Here is an 18,209-nt window from a genome sequence, read left to right as displayed (position 1 = left end):
CAAGATGAATATCCATAGGGTAGAAATCAAGTAGTGGTATCTCATTATACGGTTTTCACCAAAAACCCAGAAGAACCGTAAAAGCTGAGTAACAATTTTTTATTGAGAGGAGGTAAAAATACTGTATTTAAAGCTAGTTAACAATTTGAGCCAAAAGGGCGATCGGGAAAAGTAGTAGGGGGTTGGGACTTTAACTTAGAAGTGATATCGTAGTATCGGTAGATAGTAGATTTGCGGCTGTCAAACAATTTCAGAATTGAATCAATAACAATTTCTGTAACTATCGGGTTAAAGTCGGAAATAAAGTCGTCGGCGTTTAGATTGTGTTTAAAAAATTCCTTAGCTCGATCGCACTGATAGCGCATTTCGTCAAAGCCAACAATTTTCACAACAAACGTTGTCAGTGGCGAGTTCTCCAAATCGGTATTAGAAGTGCTTTTAGCCCGCCCATTTTCTAATAAATTCAATACTTCTGCTTCTAAATTACTTTTAAGTTCGTAAGGTTTCTCTATTTCTGGAAAAAAGCTTTCCAGGCGCACGCAGTTAGCAGATTGCTCCGGAATTCCTCCCATCATCATCGCCAGAGAAACATCGATTCCCAAACCCGAAGAAAGAGCTTCTAGCAGGGCGAGAGCAGACAGTTTGCACCCCAAATAAAGCTTCGCAATTTCGAGATTGTACTTAGCAGTAGTTTCCCAGCGCTCATAGGTGCGATCGTCTGGATATCCATCAAACTGACGGAAAATTATCTCTGGCTTCAGATAACTCAGAAAACCTTCCATCTTCAGCAAAGCAACTCGGTAGTCGCGAACCGTGTAAAAACCGCAGCAAATGAGATTGTGATTGGTTTCCGGCAGTAAATTCCAGGTATTTGCCAAGAAATGGGCTGAACTATGGTGAGCAAAACTAATCACGTCCCGGTTAGAAATTCGCACAGCTTTTTTGACCGTTTCCCGCATTTGCTCGTCAGTCAAACTGAGGTTAAACAGGCTATTTGTTGCTTGCAAGCGGTTATAAAGGCGCTGGCTTACCGTTACTCCGGACTCGGCGGCCCGAAACGGAATTGTTGCTTCAATGCAGCCTGCAATTTGAAGCAATTGCTCGCGTTTGAGGAATGGTTCTAGAGCTTTTGCTGCTACCACAGCGCTGAGAAATTCGTTTTGTCCGGTGAAAGGATTGAGAACTTCGCCCGGTTTAAAATTGAATACCAGCATTACCATCTCGAAGATAGCATCCGCAGAAAGTTCAGATTTCTCCCGAATTTGTAGCTGTTTGTTAACCTCTTTTGCAACAGGAGTGATGTAGTAGCTGACGTTAAAGTTAATGCTGCGATCGACTTGCACGTAGACGGTATCGTGAAATAAAGCTGCCAAAACCTCGATCGCGTCTTCATCTCCCCCCACATCAAAAATATGTTCGGGAGTGTGAAAAAACCGCCAGGGCCCCATCATCGGCTGAACAATCAGTTCGGCAATCCGAGCGAGTTCACTTGGTTCGACTTTTGCTTCTAGGCGATCGATCGCCCAAATCAGCTTTTCTAAGCACTGTAAGTAGGCTTGTTCGCTATCCATCACAGTCTTTCCCAATAACATTGCTGTCAGTCGATTTTAGATTTTAGATTTTAGATTTTAGATTTACTCCACAGATGAATTTGGGAGTTTGTACCTGAGTCTAAAATTTTTATATCTCTACGACAGGAGTCGTTCGCAAGTATCCGTTTTTGGGCGGGGTTACGTCAGCCACCACCCTGTTAGTTTGATTTTTTCGTAGATGCGCCCCGGCTTTTTTGAGTGGGGATTTTTGAGCTTTATATTGAATACTTTAGCTGCAATTTAGGATGCAAATACTAACTTAAAATCAAATTAATTTCCCGTAGCCGATCTCCCCTGTTTTCCTAGTCGAATTAGCACAAAGTATGACAAGTAAATTACATAGATTCCTAAACCTATCAGACCCAACAATCCCAAAAATTGAGGGTTTGCCGTAGCGTGAAACATTTGTTTGTACAGCCAAGGTGGATCTAACCAAACGCGGCAAAAAGGTTCGTCAATTATCTGAATTTGAGATTTAAAGGCACAGCTTAAAAAGGGAAGTTGAGCTAGAGCGCCCAAACTGCTGTAAACAGTAATCGCCCACCGCCAAGCTGTAAAAGCCAGTTTCAGGGACGACTGCGGTCGATCGGCAATTTCTTCGTTTAAATCCTCCCAAAACCACAGACTAGCAGGAATCAAAGCCCTCCCAATCACCGACGACACAAAGCTCACAGGCATTGCAGCCATCATCAGGTAAAGTGTAATTGCCAGCAAACTCGCCACCCGCCAATAAATAATCGACAAACGGACGATCGCCTCAGCTTTTGCCAAAACAGCCCAAATCAGCACTACCAGCGGGATCGAAATTGTTAATAACACAGACAACCGGTAATCCATCCAGACTAGCGGTTGAAACCAAGGCCCGGTGGCTGCCAATAAAAGACTCAACATCTTTGGGAAAATATACTCACTTATTTGTCACAAATTTTACTACAAAAATGCTAAAAAATCAGCAACCTGAACACGGTCTTAATGTTCCTGTTGCTGCTACCTTTTCTAAGGTACTTGGCGCGCTTTGAAAGGTACTTGAGACACGATAGAGGTTCATCAGCTTGGGTTCAAACTGTTTATTCCTCGGATTTCCCATTCCCATCCCCCGAACCAAGGGGGACGCAAGAGCAAATTCTTGTCTCCCTTGGTTCGGGGGCTAGGGGGAAGCTGGCGGATTTGAACCGTATGGGGATAGAGGGCAAATCTCGCCATTACCTAAAGGCTAAACCCCTCAAATAAAATTCTCCCGCGCCAAAAGTTAGATTTCGGCGCGGGAGGGAAGGCCTTGAGCTAAATGGCTCGTTTATTCGTCGTAGATGCGGCACTCAGCAGCGTCAGGATTGTCGTCGCAATATTTTTCAAAAGAATTCTTAGGTTTGACTTGCTTTTGGTGGGAAGCTTCTGCTTGCAGTTCTTCAACTGCGTCCCACGCCGCCGCGCATTCCCCGGAAGTGGCGCCCTTGACGTCACAGACGGTACGAGCGCTTTCTAGTTCTTCTTCAATTTTTTCTTGGATGTTGCCTGCGGGTGTTGTTGTCATAAAACTTGTTGGTATGAAAGTGTAGGAGAATATGGTTGTCCCCGACCTATTTCTAGGTAATTTTAGCTTGGTCAATGCTTAGTGAGCTTGTTCGGCTAACCGCACATCCTTAACCCAAATAAAGATGTTTCACTGTTAACGACAGAGCAAGAGATTAGCGATCGCATCCGCTTGGTGTCACAACTCAAAAAACATAGACCTCTAAAGTCTTAGGCTGGTCAACTGTGGTTTAAGTCTTAGGCTAGAAGCTAGCGTGTCTTTAGACCTGGGTCGTTGACCTTATTAAGTAAGAAAGGTTTTCTTTTTGGATGTTAGTTTGGGTTGGATTTGCAGTTTCGGTCTGGCGACCCCAGCTAATAATAGCTTGAGATGCGCTGCTGTTGCAGCAGCCCAGATAGAAACCATCCATAACTGCGATCGCAGCAGCCGTCTCTACTTCCTGCTTTACTCTAGCCCGTAGGCGGGTTCTAGTTCACAGGCATCAATGTAGATCAAGCCGACCTTACTTTTGATGAAAACATTACACGAGGTTGATGTGTCAAACTGTATTGAGCTTTATCTTTTAAGATTTAGCTGAACACGGCATTTAACACTTAAAAGATTAATCGGACTCTCATGTTAACTTATGTTAACACAACAACGGCGATCGAGGGGAAATCGATCGCCCAAGAATACCGTCCCCCCAGCGGTCAGTTCCGGTTAGCCTAATGTATAGAGATAGTTTTATAGAGAAGTTTGCCAGATGTACACCGAAAACCAAATGCAATGGGTCAGCGCTTTATCAACCCGTCCGTCTTTGGAATCAGCCCTCAAAGAAGTTGTAGAACAAACCGATCGCGACCTCGAAGGCCGGGCCGATTTAGCGCTGATATTTATCTCGTCTGCCTTTGCCAGCGAGTATTCTCGGCTGATGCCTTTACTCCGAGAACTGCTGCCAGTGCCGGCGATCCTGGGCTGCGGCGGGGGAGGAGTCATCGGCACGAACCGGGGCGGCCTCACCGAAGAAGTCGAGGGATCTCCCGCAGTCAGCCTGAGTCTGGCGCGCTTGCCGGGAGTCAATGTCAGAACTTTTCACGTCGGTGCAGAAGAACTGCCGGACTTAGACAGTCCCCCGGATACTTGGGTGGATCTCTTGGGCGTGCCGGCCCAGGAAGAACCGCAGTTCATCATCTTTGCAGACCCCTTTTCCGCAAAAATTAACGATTTGCTGCAAGGGCTAGATTATGCCTATCCGGGTGCGGCGAAGGTAGGGGGGCTCGCCGGCGGGGACGGTGCGGGCAGGGGCGCGGCGCTGTTTTGCGACTATAAGCTTTACCGAGAAGGAACGGTTGGGTTAGCTTTGAGTGGCAATATAGTTTTGGAAACGATCGTAGCTCAAGGCTGCAGGCCGATCGGGCATCCTTATCGGGTGACGGAAGGAGAGCGCAATATTTTGCTGAAACTCGAAGAACAAACCGACGATAGCGGCAGCGGGGGCATCGAGCGATCGCCCTTAGAGGCCCTGCGAGAGTTAGTTCAAACTTTGAGCGAAGAAGACCGAGAATTAGCGCAGCACTCGTTATTTGTAGGCTTAGTCAGCGATGAATTCAAGCTGACATTAGAGCCGGGAGATTTTTTAATCCGCAATCTGTTGGGAGTAGATCCGAAAGTGGGAGCAATTGCGATCGGCGATCGAGTCCGTCCCGGACAGCGCATCCAATTTCACCTGCGGGACGCGCGCACCTCCGCAGAAGACCTAGAGATGCTGCTCGATCGCTATCAGCGGGCCGCCGAGTACAGCGGTACATCGAGTGCCGGCGCCTTGATGTTCTCTTGTCTGGGGCGCGGTGAAGGGCTTTACGGCCAGTCGAACTTTGACTCCCGACTCTTCAGCCGATACCTCAAAAACATCCCCCTGAGCGGCTTTTTCTGCAACGGCGAAATCGGCCCCGTCGGCGGCAGCACATTTCTGCACGGCTACACCTCTGTATTCGGGATTTGCCGCCAAAATTCATAATTTGTGAACTGTTGACTGTTGACTGTTGACGGATCGCTGTTAACTGTTGACAATCTAAAATCGATCGGCTGTTATATGTCAACTGTTAACATACAGCATATTCCATGTAGATGTAGTACGGAGAAACCGGGTTTCGAGCAATAGAATCAGTAAGGATGCGAGAACTGTAAAGAAACCCCGTGAGAGCGCGGTGTACTTCATAAACCTGGAATACGCTGTATAACCATCTAAAATCTAAAATCTAAAATCTAAAATCTAAAATCGCCTGATGACCAATAACTAAAAGCGGCAGTCGCCTGCCGCTTTTAGCTGTAACTAGATGTCTGGAAACCTTAGAAACTAAAGGTAGTACGCAAGACTCCGACCCAGATATCCTCGTTTCTGTTATTGTGTTCCGGATGCAAAATCACGTAAACGCCCGGTGTGACTGAGATAAAGTCATTGACTTGGAAGCGATAGAAACCCTCTAAGTGATAAGAGGTGTTGCGGTCTCTGGCGACATCACTCTCAGTAACTTTTGGCGGTACACCGAAGACGAAGCCCAGGAGATTGCCTTGCCGGCCAAAATCTCCCAGGGCCAAAGTAATAGCACCATTCTGGATGGTCGCGTCATTGTCGCCGCCCCGAAGTTGTTCAGCCTTGCTGTAACCGTACCAACCGCCAATCTGAAAGCGGGTGCTCGGTTTGAAGTTAACTTGCACCCCAAAGTTATCTGATGCGGTGGGTGATTGACCGAAGGGCCGGTTAGCCAAGGAACTGCCCGTATTGCCCATGATGCCAACATCGCCGGCTCGATTGTATTTCCGGTTGTAGCTAACACCAACGTCAAAGGCTCGGCCCAGATTTAAGTTGAGCTGGCCCAAAGCGCTGAAAGAACCGGCGAAAATGCCCCTGCCATCGGCTGGATTGGGAGCGTCGACGTCGGAACCAAGATAGGCTACTGTAGCTCTGAGGGGGCCTAAGTTGTATTTGATAGCAGCACCAGCTCCTTCGGGGCCGCGGAACACTGCTGGGTTGTAACGTCCAAACCTGGAGAGAGCACCGGTGCCACTAGCTTCCAAGGGAGAAGTCAGCTCAGCAACGTCATCAAGCCTCAGTCCTCTCGGACCGAACCAGACTGTAGCATTGCCTGCTGGAAAGCGATACCACAATTGATCGAGGGAGAATTCGCTGCCGTCCTCGCCGTCGATGGCGAGGCGAGCCATGTTCGTACCGGTGGCAGTGGCTGTACCGTAGTTGGCGACGTTTCTAGCTTGCAAGCGGGTTCTGAGCAAGTCTCGACCGGTGAAGCTGGTGTTGAAGTTCAACCGCACCCGGTAGCCGAGGTTGGTGACTGTGTCATCGTCCTCAAGGCGGATACCATCTCCGACGAAGGTGTCGCTGACGAGAAAAATGGCTTCTCCAGCCAATTTGGTGGTGGTGGAGAACTGGTTGGCTTCGAGTTCTGCGGTGCGAGCTTCTAGGCCGTCTACCCGTCCGCGCAGGGTAGCGAGTTCGGCTGCAAATTCTTCTTGCAGGCGTTGCAGGATGGCTAAGTCGTCTCTGGTGACCAAGTTACCTGTTGACCCAATTAGCTGGGTTATTTTGTCTAAGCAAGCGTTGACGCCGGCTGCAAATTCGTAGCGAGTCAGGGCGCGGTTGCCGCGGTAGGTGCCGTCGGGATAGCCTACGATACAACTGTAGCGTTCGACTAGGGATTGTAGGGCTTGGAATGCCCAATCAGTCGGCCGCACGTCCGATAGCTGAGAGACAGATGTCACTTGAGACATGGTTCCCGACTGTTGAGTCGGCTGTGCTTGGGGAGCAACAGGGACGATCGGCCCGCCCATTCCTGTCGGTGCTGTCTGAGCAATTTCTACCTTAGTAGCTGGGGTAGTAGCTGGGGTGCTGGCGACTGCTGGCACTTCAATAGTAGCTGGGGTAGTAGCTGGGGTGCTGGCGACTGCTGGCACTTCAATTTTCCCAGCAACTTCTGTCTGGCTGCTTTCCACTGCCAAGTCTGATGCTTGGGGCGACGGTTCGGCTGTGCCTGCTGCTGCCAGGGGTTCAGTCGCTGCTGCTGTGCTGGCGGGAGCGATTGGGGCTGCTGGCTCGATTTCGCTCCCTGTTGTTTGCAGTGCTGCTGCGCTGGTGTCTGGTTCAATTTTGGCTAGTTTTTCAGCGTCTGCGGAGTTGGCGACCGGGGTTTGAGCTGCCTCTGCGCTGCTGTTTAAAGCTAGCTTTTCTGGGGTCGCAGGGGCTGCTGCAACTGGTTCTGCAACTATTTCTGTAACTATTTCTGCAATTTTTGACTCAGATGACTGAGCTGTAGCTAGCTGGTTGGCTTCAGCGGTTGCTGGAGCTTCTGCGGCGATCGCAGCGGCACTGACGACTGATGATAGACCCAGAATTGCCGGGGATACTAGCAGTAAATTCCAAAAAGTTCTGTTCATTTTCCTCACACCTTCACACTCTATTCAACACACTCTATTCAACTCGACGAGCAGCAATTCCCAACTGCTAATTTTTGTGGTTGCTTGCCTGTTGACAATAACTGCCAAAAAAATAGAACCTATCCATAACTGTTGATTCACAGTTGATTCACAGTAGGCGTGTCTACTTCTGCTTGAACGTAGGGGGCTGGGCCCTTGTATTGCCCAGGCATCAATTCAGGTCAAGCCCACATTACCTTACGGTTGATTATACCATCACCTGCTAATTTCATCTATCGATCGCCAGATTTGTTTGAGTTGCTCTGCTGGCGATCGACAACTGCTTGTACGGGAGCGACCACAATCTGTCTCAAAATTACAACTGCCCAGAGTCCTCAGTTACGCCAGACTTAACAGACAGTTATAGGTAGGATAGTGGATGCTTGTCGCATCCCTTATACAGCTTTCGATCCTCTTATGTCAAGCTTTTTAACCTAACTTTAAACCTCGCGGCCCGGAAGAGGCTATTTCTTGCCAGGAGTGAGGAACTCAGGGATCGAGGCTGGTAAATTTACCTCCTCCGGGCCCAATTTCAGACTTGACTAATTTTAATTTTCTGATGCCCCCAGCAGTGGGGACTTGCCAGGGCGATCGCCATTTTTGATACCGCCCGTCGGCGGGTTTAATTTCCTGCTACTTTAAAACAATTTTTTTGTGGTCTGGCAGTGGCAGCCAACTGAATGTCTATTAGGTGAAATTAGTATTGTGCGGCCTCGCTGTCTGGCGTTTCACAATTAGTTTTTTTAGGGGCACGGCTTCTGGTTCTCAAAGCACCTTTCCTCTGTGATTTATGCCACTGCCAAAGTATCCATTGATTTTCCTGGGGTTCATGACGCCTCAACCAGGTTTGAGAAAAGCAAATACTTGGTTTTAGGCGATCGCTCGAAGCTTAAAAACTCGGTTGATGAGAGAAAGGATCGCATCCAAGACGGTTCTAATTTGCTAACAGCACAAGTAAATGCCACAAGTGATGGGAGGGCGATCGAACAACCTGTAGATTTAGCCATACACTCGACCTTTATATACAATGTTACATTGAGGGGTACCATCTATACTATTAGATATTTTGACACCAGATCTGACTGGGATGAAAAGTAAACTGCGGGTTTTAGTAGTTGTATTATTGGTATTAGGAGTGTTTTTTCGATTCATCAACATCGACAAAAAATATTATTGGTACGATGAAGCATTTACTTCCCTGCGGATTCCTGGATACACGCAAACAGAAGTGCTTCATGAAATAAGCAGCGGTCAGTTAGTAGCGGCCCAAGATTTGATGAAAAATCAGCGCCCCAATGCGACAAAAAATTTTGTCGATACTGTTAAAAGTTTGGCAATTGAAGAACCTCAACTGCCTCCACTGTATTTTCTCACAGTCAAGTGTTGGGCAAAACTATTCGGTGATTCTCCCGCAGCGACGAGAAGTTTCTCAGTTTGGATAAGTTTGTTAGCGTTTCCTAGCCTGTACTGGCTGTGCCGAGAATTGTTTGCACCGCCGGAAGTGGCGTGGAGTGGATAGCCGTGGGATTGTTAGCAGTTTCTCCCTTGCACGTGCTTTACGCTCAAGAAGCCCGTCCCTACTGTTTGTGGCCGGCGCTGATTTTGATTTCTTGTGCGTCTCTGCTGCGAGCAATGCGGCTGGAAACTAAGCTGAGCTAGAGCCTTTACGCAGTAGCAAATATTCTGGGATTTTACACTCATTTATTTAGCCTGTTAGTTGCGTTCTGACACGGCATTTATCTAGTAGGAACTCAAGGTTTAAGGTTGGATAAAAAGGTAGTGATTTACTTAATAGCAAGTGCCGTGCCGTTGCTAGCCTTTCTGCCTTGGATGGGAATTTTACTGTGAATAGAAGGGCAGCAGCCGGGTAAAGAAATTGGGCATATCTAGAAACTACCAGGCTATCTTTAGTTAAGAATTGGCTCGAAAATATCGACCGCGTTTTTTTTTTCTAAGTTATCATGCTAGATCGATATATCTTATTGGTTTAGTGGCAGCTACTTTAATTTTAGTAGCAATCGTAGGCTACGCAGTTTATTTTCTGTGTTCTGATGAGACGAACAAACAGGTTTGGCTGTTTGTGGTGATGGTGAGGGCGGTGACAGCACTGGCAGTGGTGCTGCCGGATGTTATATTGGGAGGAACCCGATCGACTAAAGCTCGCTACCTATTTCCGACTTATTTGGGGATGCAAATCGCTGTTGCTTATCTGTTAGCGACTAAAATTAGCGCGCTGTGCCAAGCTGGAAACGGCAACAAGTGTGGAAACTTCTCACAGTTGTACTGTTAACGGGCGGGGTTGTGTCAAATGCCGTTAGTTCTCAAGCCGAGACTTGGTGGACTAAGGAATGGGGCAGGGAAAATCCCGCAATTGCTCGCAAGATCGATCGCACTCCAAAGCCCCTGGTTGTCAGTGATATCTCGGAAGTCAGTGTAGGAAATATACTGTCAATGAGTCATTTGTTAGCACCGAAAGTGCGGCTGCAATTAGTGTTGCTTGACCCGGAAGCGCGCAGTCGGACTCAGTTGTTTCACAGACCAATTATACCCAAGATTCCTAGTGGTTTTACCGATGTTTTTGTCTACAGGCGATCGCAGGGATTTAGTGCTAAGCTGGCGAAAATACAAAACTTGAAAATCGAACTGCTGTCAGAACAAAAACCGAAACGCTGTGGCTAGGCAAGTTAGTAAAAAAGTGAGGGTTTATGGAAGATTTTGGTGTTATTATTGCTTGCTGCGACCAAGATTATTTGTTTGCAAAGGGTTGCTGTGCTAGCATCCGATATTTCCTGGGAGATGTTCCCATCTGCCTGTTGATTGACGGTACGTTTTCCGTGAGTCCCCTAGAAAAAGTTTACGGAGTGCGCGTCATTAATCACGATAGCGTCTCTGAGCCACTTCTGAGAAAAAGAAGCTTTGGTTGGGGAAAAAGTCATATGATTCCCTTTTGGGAAAGTCCGTGGCAAAATTTTCTCGTGATGGATGCAGATACAATTATTTGGGGAGATGTCCTCAAATTCGCTAATTTTCAAGACTTCGACTTTATTATTGACCAGCCTTGTTACGATTACTCGGATGCGGATGTCACGGAATATTTCTTTGACATTCCGGGAGTCGAAAAGTATTTTCCAGATTTTCGTTGGCAAGACTATCGCTCTCGCTTTGTCTGTCCAGGCACATTCTTTGGGAAGCGAGGTGTTTTCAGCTTAGAGGAGTATAGAAAGATTCTGGATTTTAATGATGAACATCCAGAGATATTTAAGTATGGAGACATGGGCTTTTTTAACCTGATGGTCTTCCGCGCCGCTCAAGAGGGCAAACTGCGGGTGCAGAATGTGGATATGCAGTTGTTGGTGCCGGATTTTGACCAGGATTTGTTGAGAAAGCAGTTTCCGGTTGAGTCAAGTGGGCCTGGGGGCGATCGCACTCAGGCGACTGTGATTCACTGGTGCGGGCCGAAGCCAAGTTTATCTAATGGGAAAGTTTACTCGGAACCGATGAATTTTTGCCGTCGCAAGTGTCAGGAGGATGTTTGGAACCGCACGGGTTTGGAGGCGGAGATGTCGTTGCAAGTTGAAGATTTACAGCGATCGATCTACGTGTATAAGAATAAGTTTAAGAAGAAGTTTCGGCAGTTGACTGGTAAGTAGACTAGGACTTGCGGGCGCGCGGCGAGAAACCGGGAATATCCCTAGATTTCTCGCCGCCAAATCCAGCTTTTTCTAATAGTGTTCAGTCAAGAGGCTTTTTAAAACCACAGACGATCGCCGATGAATCGAGATGTTAATTGCGGTTAACCTTCGAGGGGCAAAGTTGGCCCGGCTGGGGGTAAAACTTGGCGGTGAACACTTACTTTGTGACTTTCCCGCTGAGTTTGCATTTCAACGGCGATCGCCTCAAATTCTACTTCCATGCAGCCGTAGGGAATCTCTAACTCGACACTTGCTCGGACGTTTCCCAACCCGTTAGGTTTAAATTCGGTAATCCAGCGCGGGCCGTCGAGAATCAGGTAGGTTTGCCGATCGTACACCCAAACTTTCACATAAATCCGGGGCATTAATTCTGGGAGTTGCACTTGCACTCTTACCGGCCCGCCACCGAGGATTTCGGCGCGCGGCAATTCCAAAATTGGCATCGGTACTAACTCGTCTTCTGGCAAAACGTAGGGAGTTGGCGGAGTGTCTTCTGCTGCGACAGTTGCGGTTTTTTGAGCAACTTGTTTCGGCTGCGGGGGTTCGTCAAAGACCACAAATTCTCTGGCTTCCGGGCTAGTGGATTTCGGGTCGGAAATTATTTCGCTGGTTTTGGGTTGCTGCTGGGTGGGACTGCTTTCTTCGACAACGGCAATTGCCTCGCTGCTATTGGCGGTGGCTTTTGGAGTTGGCGACAGGGCGGTTGCTTTCAGCCATTCGGGGGATTCGCCGTTGCTGGCTAAGGAACTCAGTCGCGACCAAAATCTATTTTGGACGTTTAAGGTTTGAAATGCCTGTTTTGTGGGTTCTGGCGGAGTTTCTGGGGCTGTTGTTGCTAATTCTGGGCTGTTTTCTGGTTTTTGGTCGATCGCTCCGATTTCCGCTGTTTTAGGGGATGTTGGGATGTCTGAGGGTTTGGTTTGTGGGTCGATCGACTCTGCGGCAGTTCGAGCCGAGTTGGAGATTTCCGAAAGCAATTGCGATCGGCTGCTGTCGGGCAGTTTGTTACCGAATGCTGGCAATTCTAGGCCGCCTGCACTTGAGGTCTGACGGGAACTCAGTTGAGGGGGTAAGGGCTCGTTTGTTGGAGATTCGGCGGGGGAAGGAGGGTCTAAGGATTTTTCTACTAGCTTGAGAAAGGATAGATTTGTGGCGCTCCGAGGCTGTTTTGAGGCTGTTAGGGAGGGTTCGGCTTGATGCTTTTCTTCGATGAAATTGTCTTCAATTGCTTCTAGAAGATGCTCTAAACGGGCTGTAATTGTGAATGCTTTGGTGGCTAGGGTAACGCTGCCGCTGCTGAGAATAGCTTCTCCTAATATTAGGCGGCTTTTGCACTCGGCTGGAATGTAGGTGACGCAGGCAAAGATGCAGGGAGGAACTTGTTCTGGCATCGCCTGCTGGATTTCTGCGAGAATTTGTGAGGTTTGGGGGTCGCGCAGGTAAATTTGCAGTTGTGCTGAACCGATGAGTTGTTTGAGTTCTAGCGCTTCGGATTCGGGGATGAGAGTTGCTGTCTTTCTGGTTGTTTGGGGGGGTTGGGGAATGTCGATTTTGCCCGAAATGATTAAGGGGCGACCGAGTTGGGTGACGAAGGTTTCTCGATCGAGGACGAGTTCGAGTTTGACGCCCGGTTTGGGTTGGGCGGTTGGGGGAGTGGGGAATTGGTAGATTTTGGCCTGCTGCGGTGCTGTTAAGGCTGCTGGGATTTGGGTTGGTGCGGGGCGATCGACCGGTGCGGCGATTTGTGGGGCTGCGCGATCGGCTGGTGCGGCGATTTTTGGTGGTGCGGCGGAAGTTGCGGGTTCGGTTTGGTCGATCGGCGGTAGGGGTTCGGAGGTTTCCGATTCTGCGGGCAATACTTCCAACTGAACGCCGTACTGCCAAGGTTTTGCTGGTGTTGATTTGGGATCTGGCAAGCAGGAGAGTTCCCACAGTCCGGGCTTGAGCCTGGTGTAAGGAATGATCACGACTAATCCTTCGGGGTTGGTGCGGGCCGATCGGCTTTGGACTTTCCGCTGCGCCCCTTCGTCGAAGGAAGTATGGGTAACGCGAATTTCGATGTCGGTGTTGGGGTGCTGAATGCGAGCAACGACGCGGTATTTGCCTTCTAGAATTTCCACGTCGGAGGTTTCTAGGGGCAACCAGGCGCGATCGCCTTCTTTCTGTAGCAAAAACTCTAATTTTTTCATCTTTCTTTCCCCTTGAAGGCTCCCGCTTGATTCGTCACAGGTTGGTGGTGGTTTGTTGAGCGACAGCGACAGGCATTGAATTACTTTATTTTTTATAGCCTATCACCTGTGTCGGTCAAGAGGCCGACTTACCAAGGACTGCCAATAATGCTGAAAGCTGCCCAATAATACGGATGGGATAAATCTTTGCTGTCGAGTTTGGGGATGGACGGGGGCAAGGGAGTTTCGCCTCGGGAACTTCGCAGTTGACCGCGTTCGATCGTCACTTTGCCTTCAATCGCACCAATTTGTGCTTGCCTGAGAGCTTCAGCTTTAATGATTGGAAGGTCATTTGGCCTGCTGATTTTTAACTGCTGGTAAAACTCTGTCATCATGGCGAGAGTCCCCGCATCGCTGACGTACCACAGGCTGGCGAGGGCTGATTTTGCTCCCGATTGCAGCGCTAAACCGGCAAATCCGAGTTCTGCTTCTTTGTCTCCCAAGGCGGTTCTACAGGCGCTTAATACTAATAGTTCAAGGGGCGGATTGTTCCATTTTAAATCTCTCATTTGATCTAGTCTAAGTTGCGTGTCCCAAAATTGAATGTAGGAGTTATTTGGGGTTCCAGGGCGGAATTCGGCGTGGGTGGCGAGGTGGATGATTCCGTATTTTTGTTGCAGCCGCTGGGATTGCAAGTTTACTATGGTGAAATCTTCGTTGAGAAAGGATTGACCTGGCCACTGTCGGGCGATCGCGCCCAATTCTAACGGCACTGCCGGCAGCGGTTCTTTGTTTGCCGTTTCTGAAAAATTTGATGCTCCCATTGCTAGGACTTGGGTGTTTCTGAGGTCGGTGTAATTGCTGTCTATGAATTTGAAGGCGGGGATGCGGGCGAGGCTGTATTTTTGGATCAGAAATTGCTGTCCGTCGTGCATTGCTGCTAGGGGTACGGTTCGCAAACCTTCGCCGACGCAGAACAGCAATGTTTCAATTCTTGCTGTTTGCAAATCTGTTTCTAGCGGTGAAATTATCCATTTGTAGAGTTGTTGGGCTGGTTCTAGATAGCTGGTGGTGTTGATTTTTACGGGGTTGGTGATTTCGCTGCTGAATTCTTGGACTACTGAGAGCAGTGTCTCTTGTTTTGCTTCCGGGACGCTGCGGTGAATGGGCGGGCGATCGGGCAATATTAAGATTAATTCTAGTTGATCGGTGCGCGGGATGGCGTAAATTAAAGCTGGTTTTTTCTTTGTTTGAACTGCTAGGCGGGATAGAGTTTTTGATATTGCTTCGGCGGTTTTTGCACGGGCGGCAAAGTCTTCTTCAAAGTATTTTTGATAGTCTTCTTCCCAGTCTTGTTCGATTTTGGTTACGGCTTCGGTGAGGTTTCCCCGATCGAGTAAATTTCTCATTTCTTGCCCGTTAAGCCCGCCCTGGTTTGTGTTTTGGGCAATTGTAGCGAGGTTCGCGGTGCTCCAGCAGAAAAATATTGCTGTCAAACAGTAAAAAATAGCTTTTTTAATTTTTTTATGAGTCGTGTGTTTTTGGTGTTGCTGCTGGGATTTGTAGTGCATAATTTTGGGAAGGTTGAGGGCGCAGTTGGCGGCAGCAGTTGGCAAAAGTTGGGCTGTGGCTGGGAATATTTGACGGTGCTGGCGATCGCGCCACGATTATAGCATTCAAGACAAACCGCAAATCTCTGCCGTAGGGCGTGCACACCAGCACCAACAGAGTCCCTGCGCCAAGAAATTCGCGATTTATGTAAAGTTTTATAAATTATGCAGAAGTTTTGCATAAACAGGACTTACGTAAAAACTGGATTTCTTCACCTAAGTCCTGTTTTCTACATAGCAGCCAGGTGCATTTAACAGGCATTACCTCTAGGGGCGTCTTTGACTTTTTGCCGCACATCCGCAGTTCTCAGGTTGAATCGGGTTTTGTCTTGGTCTTGAGTGAGGAATATCCTGAATCTAGCGCCCATATATTGAGTGATTGCAGTAGATATATTCTCTGTATTTACTTATTTTTAAATAGTTAGTTTTTTTGCGCCAACTTATATCGTTTCTGGTTGCACTAATTACGATCTAGAGGACACGGCAGTGCCGTTTCCCTACAATTAATCCGGGTAGGGAAACGGCACTGCCGTGTCCTGGCTGTCGGTAATATTAATTCCGATGCTACCGGATTTGATATTACTTAAAGCTCGACTGAGTAATTGTTTTGCCTCGGATATCTGCCCGGTTATTTCGTACAATTCGCCCAGACTGCCTTTGGCATAAAATTTTGCCCGCAAATCTCCTAATTTTTTAGCATCATTAACGGCGGTTGCCAAGAGTTGAGTGACATAAATTAATGCCGTTTGTTCGAGATTTGTGCGTGGCACGGGCGGGAAGACCGCGATCGTTCTGCGCTTAAAAACTCTAAAATTTATCGCACTTTTCCCGATCGCTCCAATATGTGTGGCATAGATCGCCCACACTCCTAAGTTATAAATAAAAAAAAAACTTAATTATTTAGAGAATTTTATGCTATGGGTCGATCGCTTTTTACTTATTTTTTCTTGCTTCTCTTCTAGGTAACTAAAGCCTTCTTCCTTCTGCTAAAGATTGTGTGCGATCGAACTTGACACGGTGCGATCGCGATCGGACTGGGGAATGTGTCTTAGTATTTCTTCACATATCCTGCTTTCGGTCTATGATATATGCCTTATGGCGTATTTGTGTTTAAAGCCCGTTACCGCGTACCGCTGATGAGTCAATCAACCAATTCACCGATATCCCAACCAGTTTCTCGAAGAACCGCCCTCAAATTCCTCGGAGTCGGTGCCGCAGGCGGGCTGCTGGGCTACTCTCGATTTTCCAAGCCAGAGCCCACCGTTTTTGTGCAAGATTCTATTGACTTGCCGCGAATGCTGAATCAGCGCAAAACCGTTGCAGTTGTAGGGGCAGGCTTGGCCGGGCTCGCCTGTGCTTATGAACTGTCCCAGCGGGGTTTCGCCGTAACATTGCTCGACAAATCGCCCCAACTCGGCGGTAAAATTGCTAGTTGGCCGATAGAAGTCGGGAACGAAACTTTTATGATGGAACACGGTTTCCACGGTTTTTTTCCGCAATACTACAACCTCAAAAGTGTGGTTGAAGAACTAGAAATTACCGATAACTTTGTATCTTTAGAGTCCTACGCCGTTGTGTTTCGAGACGGCAAATACAAACCCGAAGTTTTCCGTCCCAACCATTCAGCTTTTCCCTGGAATATAGTTGACTTGGGGATATCTTCTCCCAATCGGCTCAAGTGGGGAATCAATCTCACAAAACCCGCTCACTGGCAAGTATTTCGGGAAATCGGCGGTTTTCAAACTCAAAAAACTTTCGATCGCCTCGACAATATATCAGTTGCAGACTGGGTAAAAGGTGAATTTCCGCGCGGGCTTTATGACTTGTATTTTCTGCCTTTTGCTAAGTCCAGCCTCAACGCTCCCGACGAATTGAGCGCGGGAGAATTAATGCAATTCTTCCACTTTTACTTTTTCGGAAATCCAGAGGGTTTGGCATTCAACGGCACGCGGCAAGATATGGGCACGAGTTTGGTGCAGCCTATTGCCAGAGCGATTGAAAGCAAAGGTGGCAAAGTATTGACAGATGTCGCAGTCAGTGAAATTCGCTGGGAAAACGGCAAGATTGATTCTCTGAGTTACCAGTCGGGAGATGTGCAGAGTAAAATACCTTTTTGGGTGAAGCGAAACGCGCTGTTAACTGACAGAAACTCTACCGAATATTTCGGCGCTGGTGACAGCGTATTTGCCGCCGCACCGTCGGGAAAAGAGGCAATTTCTCTGAGCTGCACTCACCAAGGCTGCACAGTTCAGAAACAAAACGACGGTCAATTTCACTGTCCTTGTCACGGGGCAGTTTTTGATGCCGAAGGGCGAGTTGTGAGTGGGCCTGCTCAGCGGGATTTGCCTCGATTTAAGGTAGTCGATGAAAAAGCAGATGAGGTACAGTTGGCCGCAGCGGTTAACCAATCGCAGCCGCAGAATTTGGGAGAAACATTGAAGGCTGATTACTATGTTTTGGCGGCAGATGTTCCGGGGATGCAGCATTTGTTTAGTTTGGCCAGCGGTGAGGTGAATCCGCAGGTGCAGAAGCGGATCGAGAGCTTGAAAATAGCCGATCCGTTTGCGGTGGGCCGTTTTTGGTTCGATCGCGAATTTCCCTGGGAACACAGCAATTTCAGTTCGCTTTCCGGCTACAAACTGACTGACAGCATTACGCTTTACCACAAAATTCAGGATCAGTTTATCGAGTGGAATCAGAAAACTGGCGGTAGTGTTGTGGAACTGCACGCTTATTGTTACAAGGAGAAGGAATTTCCGAACCAGCAAGTTTTGTTGGCGACTTTTGAGCAAGAATTGTACGAAATTGTACCGGAATTAAAAGAGGCAAATATGCTGCACCGGGAATTGGTAAATCAAAAAAATTTTTCTGGATATCCGCCCGGTAGCTATGCAGAACGACCAGAAACTTGCTGCGCTGTTCCAAATCTTTTGTTTGCGGGAGATTGGGTAAAAATGCCGTTTCCTTGCGGTTTAATGGAAAGGGCAGTGAGCAGCGGTTTGTTGGCCGCTAATGCTATTTTATATCAGGAAGGTTTGCAGAGGCGATCGCTCTTGACGGTAAATCCCGAAGGCGTGTTAAAAATCTAAGGTTGGCAGGGGGGCGGGTTTTATAAATCGTCAATTATCGGCTGCTATTCTCGGTGAAAC

At 48.0% G+C, this 18,209-nt stretch carries 17 protein-coding genes; 10 read left to right on the top strand and 7 right to left on the bottom strand.

All coding sequences use genetic code 11. The features are described from left to right. Positions 1-137: 137 nt before the first annotated feature. From QUA13_RS09030 to QUA13_RS09020, 3 genes are all read right to left on the bottom strand, one after another. Positions 138-1,592: a hypothetical protein gene (locus QUA13_RS09030; protein WP_333198033.1), complete on the bottom strand. Its 1,455-nt coding sequence runs from the start codon at positions 1,590-1,592 to the stop codon at positions 138-140. 270 nt (positions 1,593-1,862) lie between these two features. Next, on the bottom strand, positions 1,863-2,483 hold the full coding sequence (locus tag QUA13_RS09025) for a DUF3177 family protein (protein ID WP_333198032.1): 621 nt from the start codon (positions 2,481-2,483) through the stop codon (positions 1,863-1,865). Between the two features lie 403 nt (positions 2,484-2,886). After that, positions 2,887-3,123: a Calvin cycle protein CP12 gene (locus QUA13_RS09020; protein ID WP_333190998.1), complete on the bottom strand. Its 237-nt coding sequence runs from the start codon at positions 3,121-3,123 to the stop codon at positions 2,887-2,889. Between the two features lie 304 nt (positions 3,124-3,427). On the opposite strand from QUA13_RS09020, the gene QUA13_RS09015 reads away from it, so the two are divergent. Both QUA13_RS09015 and QUA13_RS09010 read left to right on the top strand, forming a co-directional pair. Beyond that, positions 3,428-3,583 (top strand): hypothetical protein, encoded by a 156-nt coding sequence (locus tag QUA13_RS09015; protein WP_333198031.1) that lies wholly within the window; start codon positions 3,428-3,430, stop codon positions 3,581-3,583. 282 nt (positions 3,584-3,865) lie between these two features. Then, a complete protein-coding gene (locus QUA13_RS09010) occupies positions 3,866-5,119 on the top strand; it encodes an FIST N-terminal domain-containing protein (protein WP_333198030.1) in 1,254 nt (417 codons plus the stop codon). A gap of 332 nt (positions 5,120-5,451) precedes the next feature. On the opposite strand, the gene QUA13_RS09005 is transcribed toward QUA13_RS09010, so the two are convergent. Continuing rightward, positions 5,452-7,551, bottom strand: a complete 2,100-nt coding sequence (locus QUA13_RS09005) for an iron uptake porin (protein WP_333198029.1) — start codon at positions 7,549-7,551, stop codon at positions 5,452-5,454. An 822-nt stretch (positions 7,552-8,373) separates the two neighbouring features. On the opposite strand from QUA13_RS09005, the gene QUA13_RS09000 reads away from it, so the two are divergent. The 6 genes from QUA13_RS09000 (at position 8,374) to QUA13_RS08975 (ending at position 11,240) form a co-directional block, all read left to right on the top strand. Continuing rightward, entirely contained in the window at positions 8,374-8,688 is a 315-nt protein-coding gene (locus QUA13_RS09000; protein ID WP_333198028.1) for a hypothetical protein, read from the top strand. After that, on the top strand, positions 8,678-9,109 hold the full coding sequence (locus QUA13_RS08995) for a hypothetical protein (RefSeq protein ID WP_333198027.1): 432 nt from the start codon (positions 8,678-8,680) through the stop codon (positions 9,107-9,109). Before QUA13_RS09000 ends, QUA13_RS08995 begins: the two co-directional genes overlap by 11 nt. A 2-nt stretch (positions 9,110-9,111) precedes the next feature. Further along, positions 9,112-9,249, top strand: coding sequence for a hypothetical protein (locus tag QUA13_RS08990; RefSeq protein ID WP_333198026.1), 138 nt, complete (start codon positions 9,112-9,114; stop codon positions 9,247-9,249). Positions 9,250-9,580: 331 nt separating this feature from the next. Continuing rightward, positions 9,581-9,880, top strand: a complete 300-nt coding sequence (locus QUA13_RS08985; protein ID WP_333198025.1) for a hypothetical protein — start codon at positions 9,581-9,583, stop codon at positions 9,878-9,880. Further along, the gene (locus QUA13_RS08980; RefSeq protein WP_333198024.1) at positions 9,850-10,269 is read left to right on the top strand and encodes a hypothetical protein; all 420 of its coding nucleotides are present in this window, start codon (positions 9,850-9,852) and stop codon (positions 10,267-10,269) included. The genes QUA13_RS08985 and QUA13_RS08980 overlap by 31 nt, the downstream gene beginning before the upstream one ends. Positions 10,270-10,295: 26 nt before the next feature. Then, complete coding sequence (locus tag QUA13_RS08975; RefSeq protein WP_333198023.1) at positions 10,296-11,240, top strand: hypothetical protein; 945 nt, start codon at positions 10,296-10,298, stop codon at positions 11,238-11,240. A gap of 143 nt (positions 11,241-11,383) precedes the next feature. Here the strand turns inward: QUA13_RS08975 and QUA13_RS08970 are convergent, their stop codons facing one another. Then, the gene (locus QUA13_RS08970) at positions 11,384-13,471 is read right to left on the bottom strand and encodes a hypothetical protein (protein ID WP_333198022.1); all 2,088 of its coding nucleotides are present in this window, start codon (positions 13,469-13,471) and stop codon (positions 11,384-11,386) included. 128 nt (positions 13,472-13,599) lie between these two features. Next, on the bottom strand, positions 13,600-14,859 hold the full coding sequence (locus QUA13_RS08965) for a CHAT domain-containing protein (RefSeq protein ID WP_333198021.1): 1,260 nt from the start codon (positions 14,857-14,859) through the stop codon (positions 13,600-13,602). A gap of 117 nt (positions 14,860-14,976) precedes the next feature. On the opposite strand from QUA13_RS08965, the gene QUA13_RS08960 reads away from it, so the two are divergent. Beyond that, positions 14,977-15,123, top strand: coding sequence for a hypothetical protein (locus tag QUA13_RS08960; protein ID WP_333198020.1), 147 nt, complete (start codon positions 14,977-14,979; stop codon positions 15,121-15,123). A 440-nt stretch (positions 15,124-15,563) separates the two neighbouring features. On the opposite strand, the gene QUA13_RS08955 is transcribed toward QUA13_RS08960, so the two are convergent. Further along, a complete protein-coding gene (locus QUA13_RS08955; protein ID WP_333198019.1) occupies positions 15,564-15,830 on the bottom strand; it encodes a hypothetical protein in 267 nt (88 codons plus the stop codon). Between the two features lie 366 nt (positions 15,831-16,196). Between QUA13_RS08955 and QUA13_RS08950 the strand changes: the two genes are divergently transcribed. Continuing rightward, positions 16,197-18,149 (top strand): FAD-dependent oxidoreductase, encoded by a 1,953-nt coding sequence (locus QUA13_RS08950; RefSeq protein ID WP_333198018.1) that lies wholly within the window; start codon positions 16,197-16,199, stop codon positions 18,147-18,149. Positions 18,150-18,209 lie beyond the last annotated feature (60 nt).

This window comes from Microcoleus sp. S28C3 (assembly GCF_036700785.1).
In the GTDB taxonomy this organism is placed as follows: Bacteria; Cyanobacteriota; Cyanobacteriia; order Cyanobacteriales; family Microcoleaceae; genus Microcoleus; species Microcoleus asticus.
This window is presented reverse-complemented; position numbering and strand designations above follow the sequence as displayed.

What these genes read in the sequence shown, in the direction of transcription:
- QUA13_RS08970 (WP_333198022.1), bottom strand. Translation starts at nt 13,471, where the DNA reads ATGAAAAAATTAGAGTTTTTGCTACAGAAAGAAGGCGATCGCGCCTGG.
- QUA13_RS09025 (WP_333198032.1), bottom strand. Translation starts at nt 2,483, where the DNA reads ATGTTGAGTCTTTTATTGGCAGCCACCGGGCCTTGGTTTCAACCGCTA.
- QUA13_RS09020 (WP_333190998.1), bottom strand. Translation starts at nt 3,123, where the DNA reads ATGACAACAACACCCGCAGGCAACATCCAAGAAAAAATTGAAGAAGAA.
- QUA13_RS08965 (WP_333198021.1), bottom strand. Translation starts at nt 14,859, where the DNA reads ATGAGAAATTTACTCGATCGGGGAAACCTCACCGAAGCCGTAACCAAA.
- QUA13_RS08975 (WP_333198023.1), top strand. Translation starts at nt 10,296, where the DNA reads ATGGAAGATTTTGGTGTTATTATTGCTTGCTGCGACCAAGATTATTTG.
- QUA13_RS09030 (WP_333198033.1), bottom strand. Translation starts at nt 1,592, where the DNA reads ATGTTATTGGGAAAGACTGTGATGGATAGCGAACAAGCCTACTTACAG.
- QUA13_RS09010 (WP_333198030.1), top strand. Translation starts at nt 3,866, where the DNA reads ATGTACACCGAAAACCAAATGCAATGGGTCAGCGCTTTATCAACCCGT.
- QUA13_RS09005 (WP_333198029.1), bottom strand. Translation starts at nt 7,551, where the DNA reads ATGAACAGAACTTTTTGGAATTTACTGCTAGTATCCCCGGCAATTCTG.
- QUA13_RS08950 (WP_333198018.1), top strand. Translation starts at nt 16,197, where the DNA reads ATGAGTCAATCAACCAATTCACCGATATCCCAACCAGTTTCTCGAAGA.
- QUA13_RS08995 (WP_333198027.1), top strand. Translation starts at nt 8,678, where the DNA reads ATGAAAAGTAAACTGCGGGTTTTAGTAGTTGTATTATTGGTATTAGGA.
- QUA13_RS08960 (WP_333198020.1), top strand. Translation starts at nt 14,977, where the DNA reads ATGAGTCGTGTGTTTTTGGTGTTGCTGCTGGGATTTGTAGTGCATAAT.